The organism is Mesorhizobium sp. M0496, assembly GCF_040321205.1.
GTDB lineage: Bacteria > Pseudomonadota > Alphaproteobacteria > Rhizobiales > Rhizobiaceae > Mesorhizobium.
This window is the reverse complement of the sequence record NZ_JAMYRC010000006.1, coordinates 79171-94797: the sequence shown is the minus strand read 5'-3', so window position 1 is coordinate 94797 and position 15627 is coordinate 79171. Positions and strand designations below refer to the sequence as shown.

Sequence of the window (15627 nt, the reverse complement as noted above, 5' to 3'; positions counted from 1 at the left end):
GCCCCTAGACCGGCGCCGGGTTTATACCGGCGGCTCTTAGTTGCGCACCAAGCTTCGCTCGCGTTCCACACGCGGCCTTGTCGCCGGCGACGCACTTGTTATTCGCGTCTGACCAGTCCAGCAGCGCCGTATTGATCCAACTGCCCGGTGCGCGCTGTGTTCCATAGGGTGTCGGCGGCGCACCAGTGGCAACAGCCGCTGCGGCGGCTGTACCCTGGCCATGCGGAGCGCGCTTCCAACCGCTCAGGATCAGGCAGTTCTTCATGTACTGGTCTTCTGCGGCTAAGTTGCCAAGTGCGTTGCCAATACCCGCTCCAGCCACAAAGGCCGGCGATCCGATGGCAAGATAACCTTGGTCTACCGATCCTTTCCGCATCTCGCACTGAGCGTGCGCGACCTCGAAACTTGGCCCGTATCCGATTTGCATGTAGTCGGCTTGATTGCTTGTTTGACAGCCGCATAGCGCTGCCACGGCACCAAGTGCCATGAATGCTTTTATTTTCATCCCCAGCCCTCCCATGGCTGAGTTAACATCTCCTAAAGTTGAAATCGGCGCAAGAGTGAAGAACAAATCTGGCAAATTCTGCAAAACTCCGCCTGCTGGCAGTTCGTAAACTTGCCTGTAACGCCAGAGATGCCCCGTTATTATCCATCGGTCCGTGGGGTTGAAGATGCGAGACAGTGAATTGACGGAACGGCCAGGCAAGGGCTGTACGCCATGGGCAAAGGGTCCAGGCGATCACGACACGAGAAAACGTGGTGGGCGGCACGGGTGTTGCATTCCCCAAGCTGAACGTTTCGACGTGGTTTGATGGGTCCGAGATCGTTGGTATCTTGGCATTGGGGATATCGCCAGGAGAAGTGGTGCATGAAGGTCAAGTCGGCCGACTGGCAACCGCTGCCTGAGGTCTACAGGAAAGCGCGCGAGGCAGAGAAGCAGCGGGATCTCGACCTATTCCGGCACTGGCACTTCCCCCCGCATGGTCGCCGCGACTTATGGGCCGCCGTGAGCGATATGGGACAGCGCGAGCAGCAAAGTGCCCATTGCGATCGTCAGTAGCAGATAGGCTAGCACCTCCAACGGCCTATGCGTCCAGTGTGTCGGAAGGACCGGCGCCTGCGCCCACGTTGTCCATGGTGATCCCGCACGCTCTGCTTTCCGGGCTCGTTTCAAATCCAGCCGTTGCTGAGCGAATTGCTGCCGGGCTGTTCGGATGACGAGAGCGAGTTGTCCTGGAGCCAGGCTTTGAATTTGCCTGCGTGGACGCTCACTCTGATAGCGGGAAAACCTTGGCGGCGTTGCTCAGATTCAGACGCTTTGAAATTCTCCCACCACTCCTCCCACGTTGGCGGCAGATCACCAACTTCCGAAAGCTTGAGGATGAGAGCGTAATCACGAGGGCTGTAGACCGGGACGGCCGGCCATTGACTGGTGTCCGTCATCGCCTCGCCTTGCGCCAGCCTGCAGCGCGCGCCTCTGACTCACTGCAGAACCAGCGTTCGCCATACTGCGGGCTGATCTTGGTTTCGGAATAATGCTCTTGGCCCGGCACATGGTAGATGCGCTCGCCGGTATTAATCGAGATGTTGCCTTTGATCTCGCAGCTACCCGCGCCGCCGCCGGCTATGCCAATGAGCCAGCCGGCAGGGACGACGCCGGCGGCACTATCGAGAGCTTGTGGGTTCACGGTGAGAAACGTGGCTAGGGGGACCATCACCAGCGCAAGCAGATATTGCCATCGCCACAACCACCCTCGACGCCTCCTGGCGTTTCTTCGCCAGCGGTCAGCCTGGTCGGCACCACTATGACGCTGGACTTTGCCCACACCCCTTCTCCCCGAGGGAAGAATGCTTCCAAAGCGGCAGTGAGTCCAGAGAGGTTTAGCTAGGGCTAATGGGGCTGGGTACGCGCGCTAGGCCGTAAGGACTAGTTGCCCCCAAAGTGAGCTTCATCTAATTTATTCTACGACGAGAATTCAAACCCTCGTCACCCCTTTGATGATGTTTTACGCCCGCTGGCTCCGGCCGGCGGGGCTTTTTGGCGCCTGACGACGTGCTTTTTCTGTCATTGATCATTTCAGTTCGGTGAAACCGCATGCTTTGCAGCGGTACTGATGGCTCGGCTCCTCTTCGGGACGGAGCATCCTGACAGTGCCGCGTTCCACCCAACAGATTGGGCAAGAGAAATTGCCTCCATAGTGCGGGCGGTACATTTGCAAGCGCCCGTCCGCGAGATCTGCGGCCTTGAGGCGTTCGGACATCTCAGCCAGGTTTTTGTACGCTTTCGCGATTTGGTTTCGCAGGGTTTCCCGCTCGTTCGCTTATGCGAGCGCTTGGTCCTTCGCGCGATGAGTGAGTTTTTGGCAAACCGCTCCCTCGGCTCGGCGCCGTGTGCTTTGGCTGTTGATGCTGATCCATTACAATTCGGGCGATCTCGACCGCAGTGTTGCAATATTCGCTCACCGTTTCAGCATTGCTAGGCGAGCTGATCGCTAGCGCGATCGCCAGCAAAAGGCCGGCTTGGTTTCGCACTTTGTCATCCTCAAAAAAAGTCCGTGCTAGAGGCGGAATACGGCACGGCATACATACGCGAAACTTGCCAACTCATTCTTGGTCGCCGAGTCGGTAACAATTTCGATCATCCTGGTCCCATTCGTCATTACACTGACGTTGACCGGGCCAAAAGACTTCCCGCAGAAAACACCCTTGGCCAGTGCTACGCACGGCAAGGACCGTTGCGGCATGGATTTACCCGCCAATTTGCCGGTAAGCGTCATAGTCGTTCCGCGAAGATTGGCCTGACGTACTGCAGCCACACGCAGGCCGTTTAAGATGCCAGCTGCCGAGCGGCATTCGACGGCTCCGGCCGAGGCGGTAGAAGCCATTAGGATCAAGCCTGCGATTACCTTCAATGCGGCCACTGTTGAGTCCTAGTCACCTTGATGAAGCGAATTAGCCGTACATCTATGCCACTTCATTTGGTAGCCAGCTTGGCCGCGCTTTCCGTAGCACCAACCTGCTGCATACAGCCTCGTCTCAACGGCATTGCGATCATCGCAGGCTTGCAAGGTCTTTGGATCGTCGCCCGATCCACCGCGGCACAGTTCGTTGAGCGCACCTTCGGCATTCAGCAGCACTTTCACGTTTGCCGGAATCGCGTTTCCAGCGAAGGCTTCGTCCGGATTTTGCCATAAAATAATTGAGGCGATGGTCGACGCGACCAGTGCTTTGCGCATCATAGATATTTGGTCCCACTCCCCGACAATACTTGCGCATATGTGCCGTGCGCGCAAGCTTCGCCCCCGAAAGGGCGGCAGCTATTCTATGATTGTCGGGTGAGGCTTACCGCTGTCGCGAAGAGCTCTCGCCAGCTTGTCGAACAGATGCGGATTGCTCAGGCGCTGGCGGCATTTGCGTTCACCGTCGAAAGGCCGTGACCTTCGATGCTAACATGGATGTCGCCAGCTTCGATGTCCAACCAGACCCCGATCTTCGGATATGCCGTCTTGCCATTGCGCACTGCCATGACCAGCCTCCTTCTCACTCAACCTTGAGGCATGCGAGATGGGCGTCATCGCGAAACTCGGCAATCGCACGCTGCTGATATTCAGGGCTGTTGAAGCGGGGAATTGAATACGCGTCCACCACTAACTTTCGCACATACTTATGAGCACCAGCCGGATAGGAGGAAACCAGCGCATCCATGGCGTCCTCTAGCGATACGCCCGACTGCCTAGCATTCATAAGTCTTTCAGAGCCGCGTCTCTGCCTTCGCTCAAAACGGGCCAAGATTCAATTTCCTTGAAATACGCGATCCCGCGCTTGGTGGCGGGCTCCCGGCCACGAAATCATTGGCCTACCATTAGCATGCATGCCGCCAACACGTCGCGGATGGCTGTATCAGTTGCGCAGGGCGGAGCGAATGTGGCTGCAACGCAGGCTTGGATGTCAACGCGGTGGGCGAGGTAATCGGTGCCCGTTGTCGTACTTGTCCCAACGATCAAGTCGTGGACGAAGCCAACACGGTCCAACGCTGATGATTCGTTGTACTGGGCGCAGGTCGAGGCAAGCGTCAGCCCGCCGAAATCGCCGGCCATTGAGGGCAGCGTCGTGAGAGCCAACAAGAATCCAGCAATTGCGCCTTTGATCATTTTCATTCCCGCCGGTAGCGTTAGAGATGGCTCCAGGACAGAAGCCCGCAATCAAGATTTCGCAAGGCTGCGGTTGCGTATCCGGTTTTGAGATCGCCGAGCCCGTTCCGAGATCGATACTCCATGACGATCGTATGTTGGCCCTTCCTGTCGACCGGGAGAACTTTGGTTTGCACGTGCTCAAACGAGCTTGGGTTTTTGAGAGTTTCAGCGACCTTGGTGACCAGATCTGGGTTTGATCCGTTCTGAACAGACAGGCACGGATTACCTAAGGAGTCTTCCATTGCAGACTTTGGGGGGGTCGGTTCGCAAGCTTTGAGAGCTAGAACGCCGAGCACAACCAGTATGATGGCGGAAACCCAGGACTGAGCGGACCTCCTGCCTTGGTTGATCGGTTCTGTCTGGACGGCTTTCGCCGCTTCGGGATCGTGCTTTGGTTCAACAGGTCGTCCTGATATTGGCTGCCTATGCGCGCTAAACAGGCCGTTCCGTCTCGGAGGCGGTGCTGGCGCCGCCCTTCGCTGCACGGATCCAACGCTGTAGCGCTGCCAAAGAAGCGCGCGCGCAGCCTCAAAGTCTGATTGGTCTACCTCGCCTCTGGCGCGCATAGCAGCGAGTTCGGCCATTGCCTTGCTGAAACTAGGATCTTCCCCCACGCCACGACCCCCGATCCGAGGGTAATCCTTATTAGGATTTTCTTATTTAGCCAAGGCGCACAGCAGGGTTCGGCCCGCTGCGTGCTTTCGCGTTGGGTTAGCTGCCTTTAAGAAACGTATCTGTGGTGCTAATAGTGTGAAATACCCATTTCACACTCACGGACGTCCTCAAGGATTTTAGCCCCCAAGCGCTGACCCAAATGTGACGCACTTGCTAGCGGGTGAACGGCAGCTTTGCGCCTCATCTCGGTCATTCGGAAGCGAAGGCGCGGCCCTGAAAGCTGCCATCGAAGGTAGGGAGCGCTGACGGTTCGAGAGATTGGGACGCCGCTTGTTTGCACGTTCAGCCCGTAGTGCATACTTTTGCCGCCGTCACTACTAAGATCCGCAGCTCCACCGACTTCATGCGCCTGCGTCTATCGGTTAACAGACCGGCAGGTCGCCGATCACGGACAATCGTTAGGCAACGGCCCGGCGTCATTGGAGGAAGCGGAGGCGCGCAAATCCGCAATGGCGTCAAGCACTCGCCTGATCGTTGCTGCGCCCTCCGGCGTCTCGTCCCAGATGCGGCGAAGGCTCGCGTGCGCTTTCGCCCATTCGGCATCCATGTCGTCTTCCTCCTCAAGGCGGGGAACCTTGACCCTGAGCATCTTGCATATTTGCACGACGTTGTTGCTAAGCGTCTTGAAGTCTCCTGCGCAAATTCTGCTGACCTGACTGGCATGCACCCGCGCCATCTTGGCTAGGTCGGCGTAGCTCAGATTTCTTTTCGTCCGAGCGAGAAAAATTCGCTTCTGGAGATCGCGTATTTGCTTGCTACTTGGCTTCATGCAAATTAGCATGATCTATGGCAATTAAATTTGCAAGGATGTAACAATGGATGAAATCCGGTTCTACCGGGCGAGCGAAAAGCCCTACGGCGCGTTCAGCAATCTCTATCGGCGGAACGTAGTGTTCGAGGGGGAGGTGTTCGCTACCAGCGAGCATGCGTACCAGGCGGGAAAGGCCCGCAAGCCGGCCGTGCGGAAATGGCTCATGGAAGCGCCGTCTGCCGCGCTCCTCGCCATGGCAGCTCACGGCCTGTACTACTGGGACATCGCTCCAGGCTGGTCTACGACTAAGTTCGATCGTATGCGGGCGGTCCTTCGGGCCAAGTTCACCCAGCACCCTGATTTACGAAGATTGCTCTTACGCACGGGCGATGCCAGGCTCGTGGAGAGCGCGACCGCCGACAACGAGGTCAATCGGCTGTGGGGCGAGGTCAACGGCGTTGGACGGAACATGCTTGGCGAGTTGCTGATGGAAATCCGCAACGAACTCCGTACCGGTGCCGATGAAAATGAGGCCGGCCTAGTCGCCGCCGAGTGAACAGCGCTTAAAATCTCTCGCGTATGCTCAGGATCTCACGAACGTAGTTTGCGCCTCGCCTCTTGAAAAGCCCGCGGGCACCCGCAAAGGCACAGTTCTCAGCTGCGAGGCGTTGACCGGCGACGATCCCTTCGAGCAAGTCGGTCGCCTTCAGGCAAGCGGTCTTGAATTGCTTGGTCAGCATCCAGTCGATGACGCCCACACTCACCATGTCGCCTGATCCGCACGTGTCCAGGACCGTCGGGGCGTCGATCGCCTCGCACCAGATCGCTTCGCCACGATCGCGGACCTCGAGGCCGGCAGCGCCATAGGTAACTATACGGACGCAGTCGGTTAGGCGGCCCGAAAGACGTTCTCCCAGTCGGTCCTCCGAATATTTGAGGATGGTGGTGAGTCTCAGCGCTTCGTCGAAAACCTCACTCTCCTCGAAAGCCGATGGTTCGAAGAATATGATCGCGCCCGCTTCACCCGCTGCCCTCATCGCTTCGAGGATGTTGTCCGATAGACGGTCGGCATAGAAGACAGTGCAATGAGCCAACATCGGTAGCGCGAACGCGAGCTCCGTCTCGCTGATCGGCTGATAGCGAGGCAGGTCCTCACAGGTCTCCGGGCAGACGAAGCTGAAGTCGTGTCGACCCGACGCGGTGTCCAGTTCCTGTGCCAGGACGGGAGACCGCAAGTCGGGGCGCCGCGTGATATAGCGGATAGTCGCTCCTGCCTGCATGAACTCGTCGATCAGGCGCGTACCCGTATCATCGTCACCGAGCGCAAGGACCGGCGCAACATGACGACGCAGCATGGCCAGCGAGACGAGAACGTTCCCGCAAGATCCGCCTAATGCCTCTTCCGTCAGGTCGCCGTCGGCATAGACGCGGTCAAGGACCGTGAAGCCGGTTCCGACAACGTCGACGCGATGGTCGTAATGGCAGGTTGAGTCTAGCATATCCAACCTTGTGTATCGGCCTTTCATCGCCTGTCGAGCCCAAGTGATGCGACGTCCAAGCGAATCCTGCCATTCTCGGATGATACCAGGGCGCGAAGGATCTTGAGAACGGCGTCAGGACCGATCGGGTCTGCCCCGAACAGAGACCAGCACCCATTCGCCGCTCCGCAGACTTCACCAACGCTGATCCCGAACCGATGGGAGAGGAGTGCGTAATCATTGCCGGGGCGTGATCCGCTGTCCCCGAAACAGAGTACCTCCGCCCAAGCCGGCAGTTGACCCCGGAGGGCATCGACGACGACGAGCTTGGTCGAGGTCGCCGGAATGATATCGTAGCTGTGGCCCGACCCGGTAACCCGGACCCGATTGTCGGCGAAGGGCGGGCAGGCCTCCATGTCGACGGTGAACCTGTAGGGCTGGCAGAGACGGTCCATGTCGACGGTGATCTGGACCTCGCGGTGCTTGAACTCGTGCTGGAGAAAGAGTTCCCCACGCTGGCGCAGCCACTCTGCGGTCTCCGCAATCGCTGGATCGGCGGGCGGATGATCGTGGTCGATGTCGACGTCCGCAGTCCGGAGATAGCCTCCATTGTAGTAGCCGATCGGGATCGAGGGCAGCATTTCGGCCGGAAGGACCTTCCGAAGATCTTCGCCAGCCGAGCCGCCACGGCCAGTCGCGAACCCGATCGCCAGACCTGCGCGGTGGAGGCGCACCAGCTCGTCGACGATCGCCTGGTCCGGAACCGACCAGCGCCCCACGGTGGTGACGATGGTGCCATCGTAGTCGAAAACGGCGCCGCCGATCTCTGCTTGGGACAGGGTGTCCAGGCGACTGCGTCCGATAACGTATAGGGGATCATCAGCGGGATCGTGGGCATCCCACTTAGCGATCGCTGCGCGCTTATGGCGAACGTGCGAAGGCATCGCGTTAGCGAGATTGGCAAGAGAAGGGTCTTCATATACCGATCGCCCGAACTCACCAATGCCGGGCTTACCAGGATCGATCCCAAGAACTGTTCCCATGGCCTCGATCATGCCCAGCCCGTCGATCAGCGAAAAGGCGTTATCGAGACGACCACAAGATCCGAAATCAAGCGTGAGACGGTGAAGCGACATCGGGAGTAAAGTTTCCATCGCCGCCCACGTCGCGCGGGAGTCGGTGCCAGTTAGGGCGAGGATGAGCGTTTCGGTCAGGCGATGATGCAGCCAGGCATGCCGGCCGTGGGCCAAGTTCCGGAAGTCGGCCGTCTGCACGTGGCATAACGCCGCCTCCCAGATCGAGGTGTCGAATAATACCGCAGTCGGCCTGAGAAGGGGATCGGCGGTGACAACGACGGTGTCCGTGCGCCGCAGGTGTGACATGGCGGCGGTGCGTGACGTCCTCGTGGCGGGATCGCGCATGTCCGTAAGGCGCGAGGAGAGCGCGTCTAGAAGGAGTATTGTTCCACGAGGATCCCGCGAAGCCTGGTCGCAGGCGAGGAGCAAGCCGACGACGGAAGACAGAAGGGAATGGGTGGCGAGGTAACCGTCCTTGGGCTCGGCGACCGGCACGACATGGACGGAGCCGCCGCCTTTTTCGACGATGTAGGCGGCGGCTCCGTCGGGATTGCGTGTGACGAGATGGATGCTACGGGCTTTGCGATCAAGCGCCGCTCGTGAGGCAGCTGCAGCGTCGGGATTTTCGCCACCAGCGCTGAACAGCCAGACGTCGCTCTCCGTCAGATCATGTTGATCAAGCACTGCCTGCATTGGGGTCTGCACGGTCGTGGGGCCGAGACCAAGCGTGTCCCGACATCGAACTAGATACTCCGCCGCAATCGCGGATCCGCCGGATCCAATCGAGAGCGCGTGGCACCGGAACCCCGCTGCCAAGGCCGCGGCAAGACCACCCGCGTCATAATCACGAAAGAGCTCGAGAGTGGCAGGCAGCGCATCCAGCTTTGCACTAAAGACCGGAGTCGTCATGACGGTCCTGCCGCTTGATCGTAGCCAGCATAGAGCGGTCCGGAAAGGATTAGGTGAACTGTCATATCCGGTAGGTCGGTCGGCGTCGGTTCAGGACGGAAGAGGTAGCTCTCAGTCTCGAGATACTGCACGGCCATCTCGTGCTCTATGGCGGCCATCAGGGCACCGGCAGCGAGCACCTTGCTGCCGACGGGCGAGAGAACCATACGGGGTTCATAGGTCCCCTTCATGGTAAGGTCGAATCGCGTCTTCAAGGTCGAGAGCGTACGGAAGCAATCAAGCGGGTTGCGCTCGGAGGCGTAGACGACGTCCCTCGGATCCACCTCCCACTCGTCGACGAGGGCGGTCCGGTATTCGGAGAGCAGGTCGTCGGCTCGGCGCGGATTACGGGCCGGGAAGGGCAGGAGTGGGCAGATCTTGTAGCAGCGTCCGATTGCCGCGCCGATCTGGGTGAGCGCCGAGGTGCATCCACGCGTGAGTTGCGGGATCCAGACTTGCGCCAGTCCTTGGCCATCAGCCTCAACCGGCAGAGAGAAGCCCTTGACCGACCCGGCTCGGCTCGACGGCACGCTCGAAATCTTGTCGTCCATTTCCGGGTTCGAGACGATCATGAGGTGGAAGGCGCGATTGCTGGCCGCTTCGCAATCCTCAAGAAGCATCCTAGCGACCGGAAAGCCGACCCCGATGGAGAGGGCGCTGAGGTCGAGGATCACATCTGTCACATCGCCGGCGACTGGGTGTTGTCCGAGCAGCGACACGATTCGCGAGCCGCCGACCGGCGCTCCGTCGTCGGCGAAGACATCGACCCTTAAGACGGTGCACTTCTGGACGATAACCCTGAGGGCGCTCTCGTTTGTGTCGGCCTCTTGAATCAATGCGTCGGACGCTCCGGGTCGCTCCTCTCGGATAAAGACCGCCGACAAGCGGTCGCCGAGAGTGTCGGCCAGCATCTTGGAGACGCGGCGCGACCGAGGGTCGAAACCCGCCGCTGCCACGAGCAGGACGCGGCGCGATGCGTCGGCGAAGTAGTCGGCCACGAAGCCATCTACTGCCTCGTCAAAATTAACAATGCAGTTGTGCCAGTGCCTACGCATTGGCAAGCCCAGTAACCCTGCGCAGATAGTCAATCTTCTGCGGCAGGAAGCCGCCACGATTGAAGGTCAGGCCGTATACCAGTCCGACTGTGCCGCTGATTTCGATGAGCGCCCAGAGTTTATTGCCCTGCCCGTAGTTGCGCTCGATAGTAATCGCGCCGTTGGCGATCGCGTATTTCAGTACCGAGCCAAGTTCGTCGTCGAAGGACAGTGACTCCATTTCCTCTTCAAGGATGGCTATGGCGTTGGCGCCCGCCCCAAGTGGGGCGTTGGGAAGGAGCGACTCCTCTCGGCAGTCATGGCCGATCGCATCCACCATGGCGCGCACACGCTGAGCGTAAGGAAACGCCCACGCGTCCATAATAGACTTCGCCTTATCGATCAGGATCGATTGCTGGTCGCGCGCTGACAGGGCCAGGGGATTGTTGCGGATCGCCCGGGTCTCGACGTTGGCGACGAGTGCGCCGGCGAACTGCAGGAAGACCTCGGCATTTTCGTTGCTAGCGTCGCAGACGTCATCGACGCCGTAGTGGAGTGGTCGGCCGTATTCGTGATGAAGATGCAACCGAGCGCCGTGTGCAACGTCCGCGTCGGCCTTCAGCGGCGTCTTGGGATCTGGGTCGATCTCTTCAAACAACGAGGGTGTCGAGCGTGCGACACGAACCGAGTAGCGGTGCAGTAGTATGCGCTTCATCGCAAGCGCAACCTCAGGCCCGTCGTCGTAGGATTTCGTGCGTTTAATGAAGTCGTCGACGATTTCATCTATCTCATTGCGCCGAGTTGGTCCGATCTTCAGCTTGTTCTGGTCTTTGGCGACGCGGCCTTCGAGTTCCTTGACCTGGCCGGGGCTCAGCTTCGGCGGCTCGCTGGGGACGAGACGGTCGATGTCGGTTGCGTTGCGATTGCGAAGACCCTCGACCATCGGTAGGTATCGCTTGGCCATGTCGCGCGCCATGGTCCGAAACTGGCGACGCGAGGCGTCCTTCTTCTCGTCGCCCTGCATGAGGATATCGACGAAGTCACGCCCGGTTGCGCGGTTGTGCGTGGGCTGGATGGCCGGCGAGCGCATAACTGCGCCGGGACTGAACGCGTCGAGCCGCATCATCATCCAACGGCCGAACTTCATCTCCCTGTGCGAGAGCATGCCGAACATTGCTTCAAGCTGATCATGGTGCAGCGCGTGGACGTCGTCGAGCATGACCAACGGGCTCATCTCGATGATCTCACCATTCCACTCAATGCGAATTCGGCTGATAGCGTCGAACGGCGCGTAGGGCGCGGTGGCGTCGACCGGAAGATCCTCGAGCTTTGGCGCCCGGAGGCCCGCGCCGACAGCGTAGATGGCACGCTGGACAGCGAGCGCCCGGTCGCGGATGCCTAGGGCGGACAGGCCGCCAATTTGCTCTAGATGGGCTTCGTAGTTGGCCCGCGGGATGAACTCGATGGCGTCAATATTCCGCGTCCTGTTCGCAGTAAGATTGCGGATGAGGCCGAGCATGGCTCGCGCCTGTACAAGCCAGAAGGCGAGCTTCGTTTTGACGGTGGCATCGTAGGGGAGTTCCCAGAATTCTCTGTATTCGGATTCCATGGGGACCCGTACGGCGGCGACATGAGGCTTTCCATTCTTTAGAAAGCCTGCCTGTGCGAGGGCATCCGCCAGCGTGCGGTTGGTGGCGTTGGTCTCGTCCTTGAGGATTGTCTCTACCATCCGGAACTCGGCCAAGGTAGCGAGCATTGTCTTGCCGCTGCCCGGGGCGCCGATGATGCGGACTGGCACCTCGAACATGTCGTCCTTGTTACGGCTGGTGGCGAGGAAGGTCGTAAGCGGAGCGGGGCTAACGATCGAAAGGAAGGACTCGTCCTCCCGGACGTATTCGGTCGCGCGGCGAAGGAAGGGATTGGCCATCGCGTCAACCGTGTCTGTCGCGGCGGAAATAGAGCGGATGCATGCGCTGCCCGTGCTTGCCGTCGGTCTCCGCCCAAAGAATCGGGATGGTGTTGTTCGGTGTGTTGTGTTCTAGGATCAGCGGCAGCGCGCAGTCGGCATAGCCGTATTTCATGTCGGTTTGTCCTGCCTCCGTGCAGTGCTTTTCGAGACGCAGGTAAAGGTCGTGATCGTAGTAACGCCCGCATAGGTCTATGATTGGCTCATCGGCTTCTCGGGTCGGCGTCGCGACTCTAGTCGCCTTGTCGATCGTGGCGATCTTTAGGTCGCTCGGTAGCAGCATGCCCTCAGTAATAAGGGCCCGCCCAAAGCTCCTATTATCGAGCTTCTCGCTCGCCTCGGCAACTCGCTCCACCAGGGCGTCATGCGCTTGCTTGGTCGATATGTAATGGTGGATGTGGATCGTGTAGCCCTCAGCCAAAGGGAAGTCGCCTTTGAGGCGTTTCTTGGCGTCCTGGACAATTTTCTCGAATTTGTGGAGCTTGCCCTTGGGCTTGCCCTCAGGGAAGCGGATGAAGGTCGTGCCTGAGGCGGTAAAGTCGTCGATGAGGTAGACATCGCTAAAACGCGCGTTGCCCCCGAGCTCTTCCTTCAAGTCGTCGGATAGGCTCTTCCACTTGTCGTTGTCTACGTTCATCATTGGCACGACCTGCTCTTGCGAGAGACGCCCAGCGTTAGCTCGCCGGAGCACGTCGATCCGGCTGCCGTCGCTGAGTCCGACGAAGAGGCAGCGGCGCAGACGCATCCTGAAGGCCGCTGCGGCTTCCGCTGTCTTCCACACCTCGTAGGGCTTGATGCCAAGCTCCTCGCCGACGGAGCCGCGTAGGTAGGGGGTTACCGTCTCCGGGATGAACGTCTCGATCACGCGCTGCATCTCGAGCGTCGAGATGTAGACGAGGCGGGTCTTGATGAATCCGTAGGCAGTGGGACGATCGGCCTCGGCGAAATGGCGCAGCCATGACACCAGGCTTTCGAGGAAACGGATCCCGGCGCGGAAGTCCGAGTAGCCGTCGTATTTCATCGATGAGATGAGGCGCAGCCATGCGTACTCTTCGGTGGCGACTTCGTTGTCCCATTTCATCACATCGGCTACGAGATTTAATGCAAGGGTGTTGATCATCGAAGTGATAATCTCGTCAGGCTAAATGTTTGGTTCTCGTGGATTTTTCGAGAATCGGTTGGGATTCTTTCACTCATACAGGATTTATAAGGCGAGAACCGGCTTTCGACAATTCTGTCCAAGCATTTCGGAAGGCATTAGGCTAATCAATGGAATACGACTGGCTTGTTGAGCTGGTCCTGCGTCCGTCGATATCTTGCCGCCAGGCGCGGTAGGAATTTTCAGGACCGTGATATCCGGATCGCATGAGACTGCGCGGGCGATAGACGTCCGCTTCATCGGCATGCCGGCGTCAAAGTTTTCGGCCGGTAAGCGCCTCAAGGTCGGTCATTGAGATCGGGTCTTCCGTAGCCTCAAAGCAGACATTCCAATCGCGCTATAGCTTGCGGCCGCGCAGTAAAATAGGCGCCACAGCTAGATAGGCAAACCTGATCCTTCCGTCTGATGAGGTCGCGCACAAAAGCTCAATGGGTGCAGCCCGGTCCTGGCCACATTCCGCGGGCTCCACGACAGCTCAGATTGCCTGCGACAAGCAAGCGATCAGCAGCTAACTCCTGCTCATAGCAATTATCTGCGCCGCAAGTTGTTTCGGCGCGATGAGAACGATTGATCGCCGCAGTTCTCAAAGGGCGCTCCGATTTGCGGGGGGACGCCGGTTGGGCCTGTGCACTTAAATTGCAAGCGCCACGTCAACCGCTAGGCCGCTGTGTGGCACCGCAGGCTGCACGTCAGGGCGGGGCGGGGAAGGTGTGTTCCTTGCAAACGACATCAAGGACAACCTTCGCCGGCGGCTTCTGGTCTTGGCCGGGCGGCTTATCCGGACACAACCAGACAGATAGTGCGGGCGTGAACGAATGCAGCGTGCCCAACATCTCCTCGGTCTTGGTCGCGCAAATCGGGTCGTCGCATCCCGTCAGAATGAGGCCAGGGGTCCGGGGCGCCGTTCCGGCCGTCGCCTGCCGGAAATCGCTAGCCTGCCGCAACACTCGCTGCAGCGCGCTTTCCCATAGGTAGACGGGATCGATTGCAAGAATCTGCTTGTCGGAAAGGCAGTCGATGGGACCGCTGCCCAGATCGAGGCCACGCACCATGTCGGGGCAATAAAGCTCTCTCAGTCCAATTCTTCGGTCATCAACACCTCCCAACGAGAGGGGGTTAATGCTCAAGGTCTTTTTCGGCTTTTCCTTTTTCGGCTGCCCGTCATCAAACGGCATAACCAGATTCTTAAACCCATATTTGTCGGCATACGCCATCTCACAGGTGAAAGGCTTCTCGGCGGCTTGGTACCCATCTTCGGTAGTTCCGGATTCCGCCAACACGATGTTCACGAAAACCGATTCAGCGGCCGACAACTTGAAATCACTTAACTGCCGCTTGGTCGTTGCTATATCGATCAGATTAAAGTGGCCATTCAGCTTATCCGTCGAACAGGTCAGCTGCGGCCTGACGGTTGCCGCTGTCGGTCCTGCGTTCGTCAGGGTGTAGTGGTACACCGGCACGCTGACGAAGACCTCGTTGGGTTGTTGCGCAATGGCAGTGTCGTCCAGGCCAAGGTTGAGGCTATCGACATACTGATAGTCCAAGGACAGTGTTGGCGCGTCCCAGCCCAGGACAGCGAGGGCGTTGTTTTTGGCCGGCACGAACAGTGCGGTGATTGCCGTGATCACCGCGGCGGGGAACCCGATCCAGTCGCGGACGAACTTCGCATAGTCGCCAAAGGTTTTGGGCTCGGCTTTGGTCTTGGGTTTGGCCTTCGCCGGGGGAGCCAGTGTCATAGCCTATCTCCTGCCAAGAGGCGCTCGTTTTCGCTCTGGAACGCCCAGCGCCGGTCGGCTTCGGAAAAAGTCAGCAGCCAGATGCTGTCGTAGTCCGCGTCGTCCCACACAGCTGGGGCGATCGCGGTCGATGCGACGATTACAGCTGCCAGGCGTGGAATCGCCTCATGTTGCCAGCTCACGAGCACAGGGGAGGGGTGCTGCAGAATCGCGGGTCCCGCCTGTTCCTCTTGCCCCTTGGAAAAGGTGGTGTCAGGGACGAGTTGCAGGCGCCGCGCGAGAGGCGCGACGGTTTGTGTTGGCCGCAGGCTTCGCATGCCGCTGCCGTCTTTCTTGATCGGCGCCGAGGCAACGATGGCGACCGGCACCTGCAGCGGGGGCGGAGGATCGAAAAACAGGTGGGCAAGAGCGCCGGCACGTTGCCAGCCGCGCACGGTCAACGACTTGTCGTCAGCCTGGCCAAGTTCATCGACACCGAGTTCCGGCTGTTCCGGAAGCGGTTTTTCGGCGTGTCGGATAATCATAACCAGCCTGTCGGCCATTGTGGCAAACCTTGGTGACTCTCGTTTGCTGAACGATCCTGCTGGCCTTCGCGGACGTTGGATTGCCGC

Annotated in this window: 18 protein-coding genes; 2 read left to right on the top strand and 16 right to left on the bottom strand. The window is 59.2% G+C overall.

Annotated features, from left to right (window positions below; all coding sequences use genetic code 11):
- Positions 1-4: 4 nt before the first annotated feature.
- Entirely contained in the window at positions 5-589 is a 585-nt protein-coding gene (locus NKI73_RS08440) for a hypothetical protein (protein ID WP_352628526.1), read from the bottom strand.
- Between the two features lie 279 nt (positions 590-868).
- On the opposite strand from NKI73_RS08440, the gene NKI73_RS08435 reads away from it, so the two are divergent.
- Complete coding sequence (locus tag NKI73_RS08435) at positions 869-1060, top strand: hypothetical protein (protein ID WP_352628524.1); 192 nt, start codon at positions 869-871, stop codon at positions 1058-1060.
- A gap of 110 nt (positions 1061-1170) precedes the next feature.
- Here NKI73_RS08435 and NKI73_RS08430 read toward each other — a convergent pair whose 3' ends face one another.
- The 8 genes from NKI73_RS08430 to NKI73_RS08395 all read right to left on the bottom strand — a co-directional run bounded on the left by NKI73_RS08430 (position 1171) and on the right by NKI73_RS08395 (position 5637).
- On the bottom strand, positions 1171-1443 hold the full coding sequence (locus NKI73_RS08430; protein ID WP_352628522.1) for a hypothetical protein: 273 nt from the start codon (positions 1441-1443) through the stop codon (positions 1171-1173).
- Entirely contained in the window at positions 1440-1826 is a 387-nt protein-coding gene (locus NKI73_RS08425; protein ID WP_352628520.1) for a sunset domain-containing protein, read from the bottom strand. The genes NKI73_RS08430 and NKI73_RS08425 overlap by 4 nt, the downstream gene beginning before the upstream one ends.
- Positions 1827-2558: 732 nt before the next feature.
- The gene (locus tag NKI73_RS08420) at positions 2559-2921 is read right to left on the bottom strand and encodes a hypothetical protein (protein ID WP_352628518.1); all 363 of its coding nucleotides are present in this window, start codon (positions 2919-2921) and stop codon (positions 2559-2561) included.
- 9 nt (positions 2922-2930) lie between these two features.
- Positions 2931-3239, bottom strand: a complete 309-nt coding sequence (locus NKI73_RS08415; RefSeq protein WP_352628516.1) for a hypothetical protein — start codon at positions 3237-3239, stop codon at positions 2931-2933.
- A 155-nt stretch (positions 3240-3394) separates the two neighbouring features.
- Entirely contained in the window at positions 3395-3526 is a 132-nt protein-coding gene (locus NKI73_RS08410) for a hypothetical protein (RefSeq protein WP_352628515.1), read from the bottom strand.
- A 14-nt stretch (positions 3527-3540) separates the two neighbouring features.
- Positions 3541-3705, bottom strand: a complete 165-nt coding sequence (locus tag NKI73_RS08405; protein WP_352628514.1) for a hypothetical protein — start codon at positions 3703-3705, stop codon at positions 3541-3543.
- A gap of 143 nt (positions 3706-3848) precedes the next feature.
- Positions 3849-4151 carry a hypothetical protein gene (locus tag NKI73_RS08400; protein ID WP_352628506.1) on the bottom strand — a complete coding sequence of 101 codons (303 nt, stop codon included), beginning with the start codon at positions 4149-4151 and terminating at the stop codon, positions 3849-3851.
- Positions 4152-5253: 1102 nt separating this feature from the next.
- Complete coding sequence (locus NKI73_RS08395) at positions 5254-5637, bottom strand: helix-turn-helix domain-containing protein (RefSeq protein ID WP_352628503.1); 384 nt, start codon at positions 5635-5637, stop codon at positions 5254-5256.
- A 46-nt stretch (positions 5638-5683) separates the two neighbouring features.
- Between NKI73_RS08395 and ybiA the strand changes: the two genes are divergently transcribed.
- The gene (ybiA, locus tag NKI73_RS08390; protein ID WP_352628501.1) at positions 5684-6175 is read left to right on the top strand and encodes a riboflavin biosynthesis intermediates N-glycosidase; all 492 of its coding nucleotides are present in this window, start codon (positions 5684-5686) and stop codon (positions 6173-6175) included.
- Positions 6176-6182: 7 nt separating this feature from the next.
- Here the strand turns inward: ybiA and NKI73_RS08385 are convergent, their stop codons facing one another.
- The 7 genes from NKI73_RS08385 to NKI73_RS08355 all read right to left on the bottom strand — a co-directional run bounded on the left by NKI73_RS08385 (position 6183) and on the right by NKI73_RS08355 (position 15558).
- Positions 6183-7118 carry a PfkB family carbohydrate kinase gene (locus tag NKI73_RS08385; protein ID WP_352628499.1) on the bottom strand — a complete coding sequence of 312 codons (936 nt, stop codon included), beginning with the start codon at positions 7116-7118 and terminating at the stop codon, positions 6183-6185.
- A gap of 23 nt (positions 7119-7141) precedes the next feature.
- Entirely contained in the window at positions 7142-9082 is a 1941-nt protein-coding gene (locus NKI73_RS08380) for an HAD family hydrolase (protein ID WP_352628497.1), read from the bottom strand.
- Complete coding sequence (locus tag NKI73_RS08375; protein ID WP_352628495.1) at positions 9079-10119, bottom strand: hypothetical protein; 1041 nt, start codon at positions 10117-10119, stop codon at positions 9079-9081. The genes NKI73_RS08380 and NKI73_RS08375 overlap by 4 nt, the downstream gene beginning before the upstream one ends.
- Before the next feature lie 49 nt (positions 10120-10168).
- A complete protein-coding gene (locus NKI73_RS08370) occupies positions 10169-12082 on the bottom strand; it encodes a hypothetical protein (protein ID WP_352628493.1) in 1914 nt (637 codons plus the stop codon).
- A 4-nt stretch (positions 12083-12086) separates the two neighbouring features.
- Entirely contained in the window at positions 12087-13241 is a 1155-nt protein-coding gene (locus tag NKI73_RS08365) for a phosphoribosyltransferase-like protein (RefSeq protein ID WP_352628491.1), read from the bottom strand.
- Positions 13242-13969: 728 nt separating this feature from the next.
- Positions 13970-15016 carry a hypothetical protein gene (locus tag NKI73_RS08360; protein ID WP_352628489.1) on the bottom strand — a complete coding sequence of 349 codons (1047 nt, stop codon included), beginning with the start codon at positions 15014-15016 and terminating at the stop codon, positions 13970-13972.
- On the bottom strand, positions 15013-15558 hold the full coding sequence (locus NKI73_RS08355) for a hypothetical protein (protein ID WP_352628488.1): 546 nt from the start codon (positions 15556-15558) through the stop codon (positions 15013-15015). The genes NKI73_RS08360 and NKI73_RS08355 overlap by 4 nt, the downstream gene beginning before the upstream one ends.
- Positions 15559-15627 lie beyond the last annotated feature (69 nt).

What these genes read in the sequence shown, in the direction of transcription:
- NKI73_RS08370 (WP_352628493.1), bottom strand. Translation starts at nt 12,082, where the DNA reads ATGGCCAATCCCTTCCTTCGCCGCGCGACCGAATACGTCCGGGAGGAC.
- NKI73_RS08405 (WP_352628514.1), bottom strand. Translation starts at nt 3,705, where the DNA reads ATGGATGCGCTGGTTTCCTCCTATCCGGCTGGTGCTCATAAGTATGTG.
- NKI73_RS08410 (WP_352628515.1), bottom strand. Translation starts at nt 3,526, where the DNA reads ATGGCAGTGCGCAATGGCAAGACGGCATATCCGAAGATCGGGGTCTGG.
- NKI73_RS08365 (WP_352628491.1), bottom strand. Translation starts at nt 13,241, where the DNA reads ATGATCAACACCCTTGCATTAAATCTCGTAGCCGATGTGATGAAATGG.
- NKI73_RS08430 (WP_352628522.1), bottom strand. Translation starts at nt 1,443, where the DNA reads ATGACGGACACCAGTCAATGGCCGGCCGTCCCGGTCTACAGCCCTCGT.
- NKI73_RS08435 (WP_352628524.1), top strand. Translation starts at nt 869, where the DNA reads ATGAAGGTCAAGTCGGCCGACTGGCAACCGCTGCCTGAGGTCTACAGG.
- NKI73_RS08385 (WP_352628499.1), bottom strand. Translation starts at nt 7,118, where the DNA reads ATGCTAGACTCAACCTGCCATTACGACCATCGCGTCGACGTTGTCGGA.
- ybiA (WP_352628501.1), top strand. Translation starts at nt 5,684, where the DNA reads ATGGATGAAATCCGGTTCTACCGGGCGAGCGAAAAGCCCTACGGCGCG.
- NKI73_RS08415 (WP_352628516.1), bottom strand. Translation starts at nt 3,239, where the DNA reads ATGATGCGCAAAGCACTGGTCGCGTCGACCATCGCCTCAATTATTTTA.
- NKI73_RS08380 (WP_352628497.1), bottom strand. Translation starts at nt 9,082, where the DNA reads ATGACGACTCCGGTCTTTAGTGCAAAGCTGGATGCGCTGCCTGCCACT.
- NKI73_RS08355 (WP_352628488.1), bottom strand. Translation starts at nt 15,558, where the DNA reads ATGGCCGACAGGCTGGTTATGATTATCCGACACGCCGAAAAACCGCTT.
- NKI73_RS08395 (WP_352628503.1), bottom strand. Translation starts at nt 5,637, where the DNA reads ATGAAGCCAAGTAGCAAGCAAATACGCGATCTCCAGAAGCGAATTTTT.
- NKI73_RS08360 (WP_352628489.1), bottom strand. Translation starts at nt 15,016, where the DNA reads ATGACACTGGCTCCCCCGGCGAAGGCCAAACCCAAGACCAAAGCCGAG.
- NKI73_RS08400 (WP_352628506.1), bottom strand. Translation starts at nt 4,151, where the DNA reads ATGATCAAAGGCGCAATTGCTGGATTCTTGTTGGCTCTCACGACGCTG.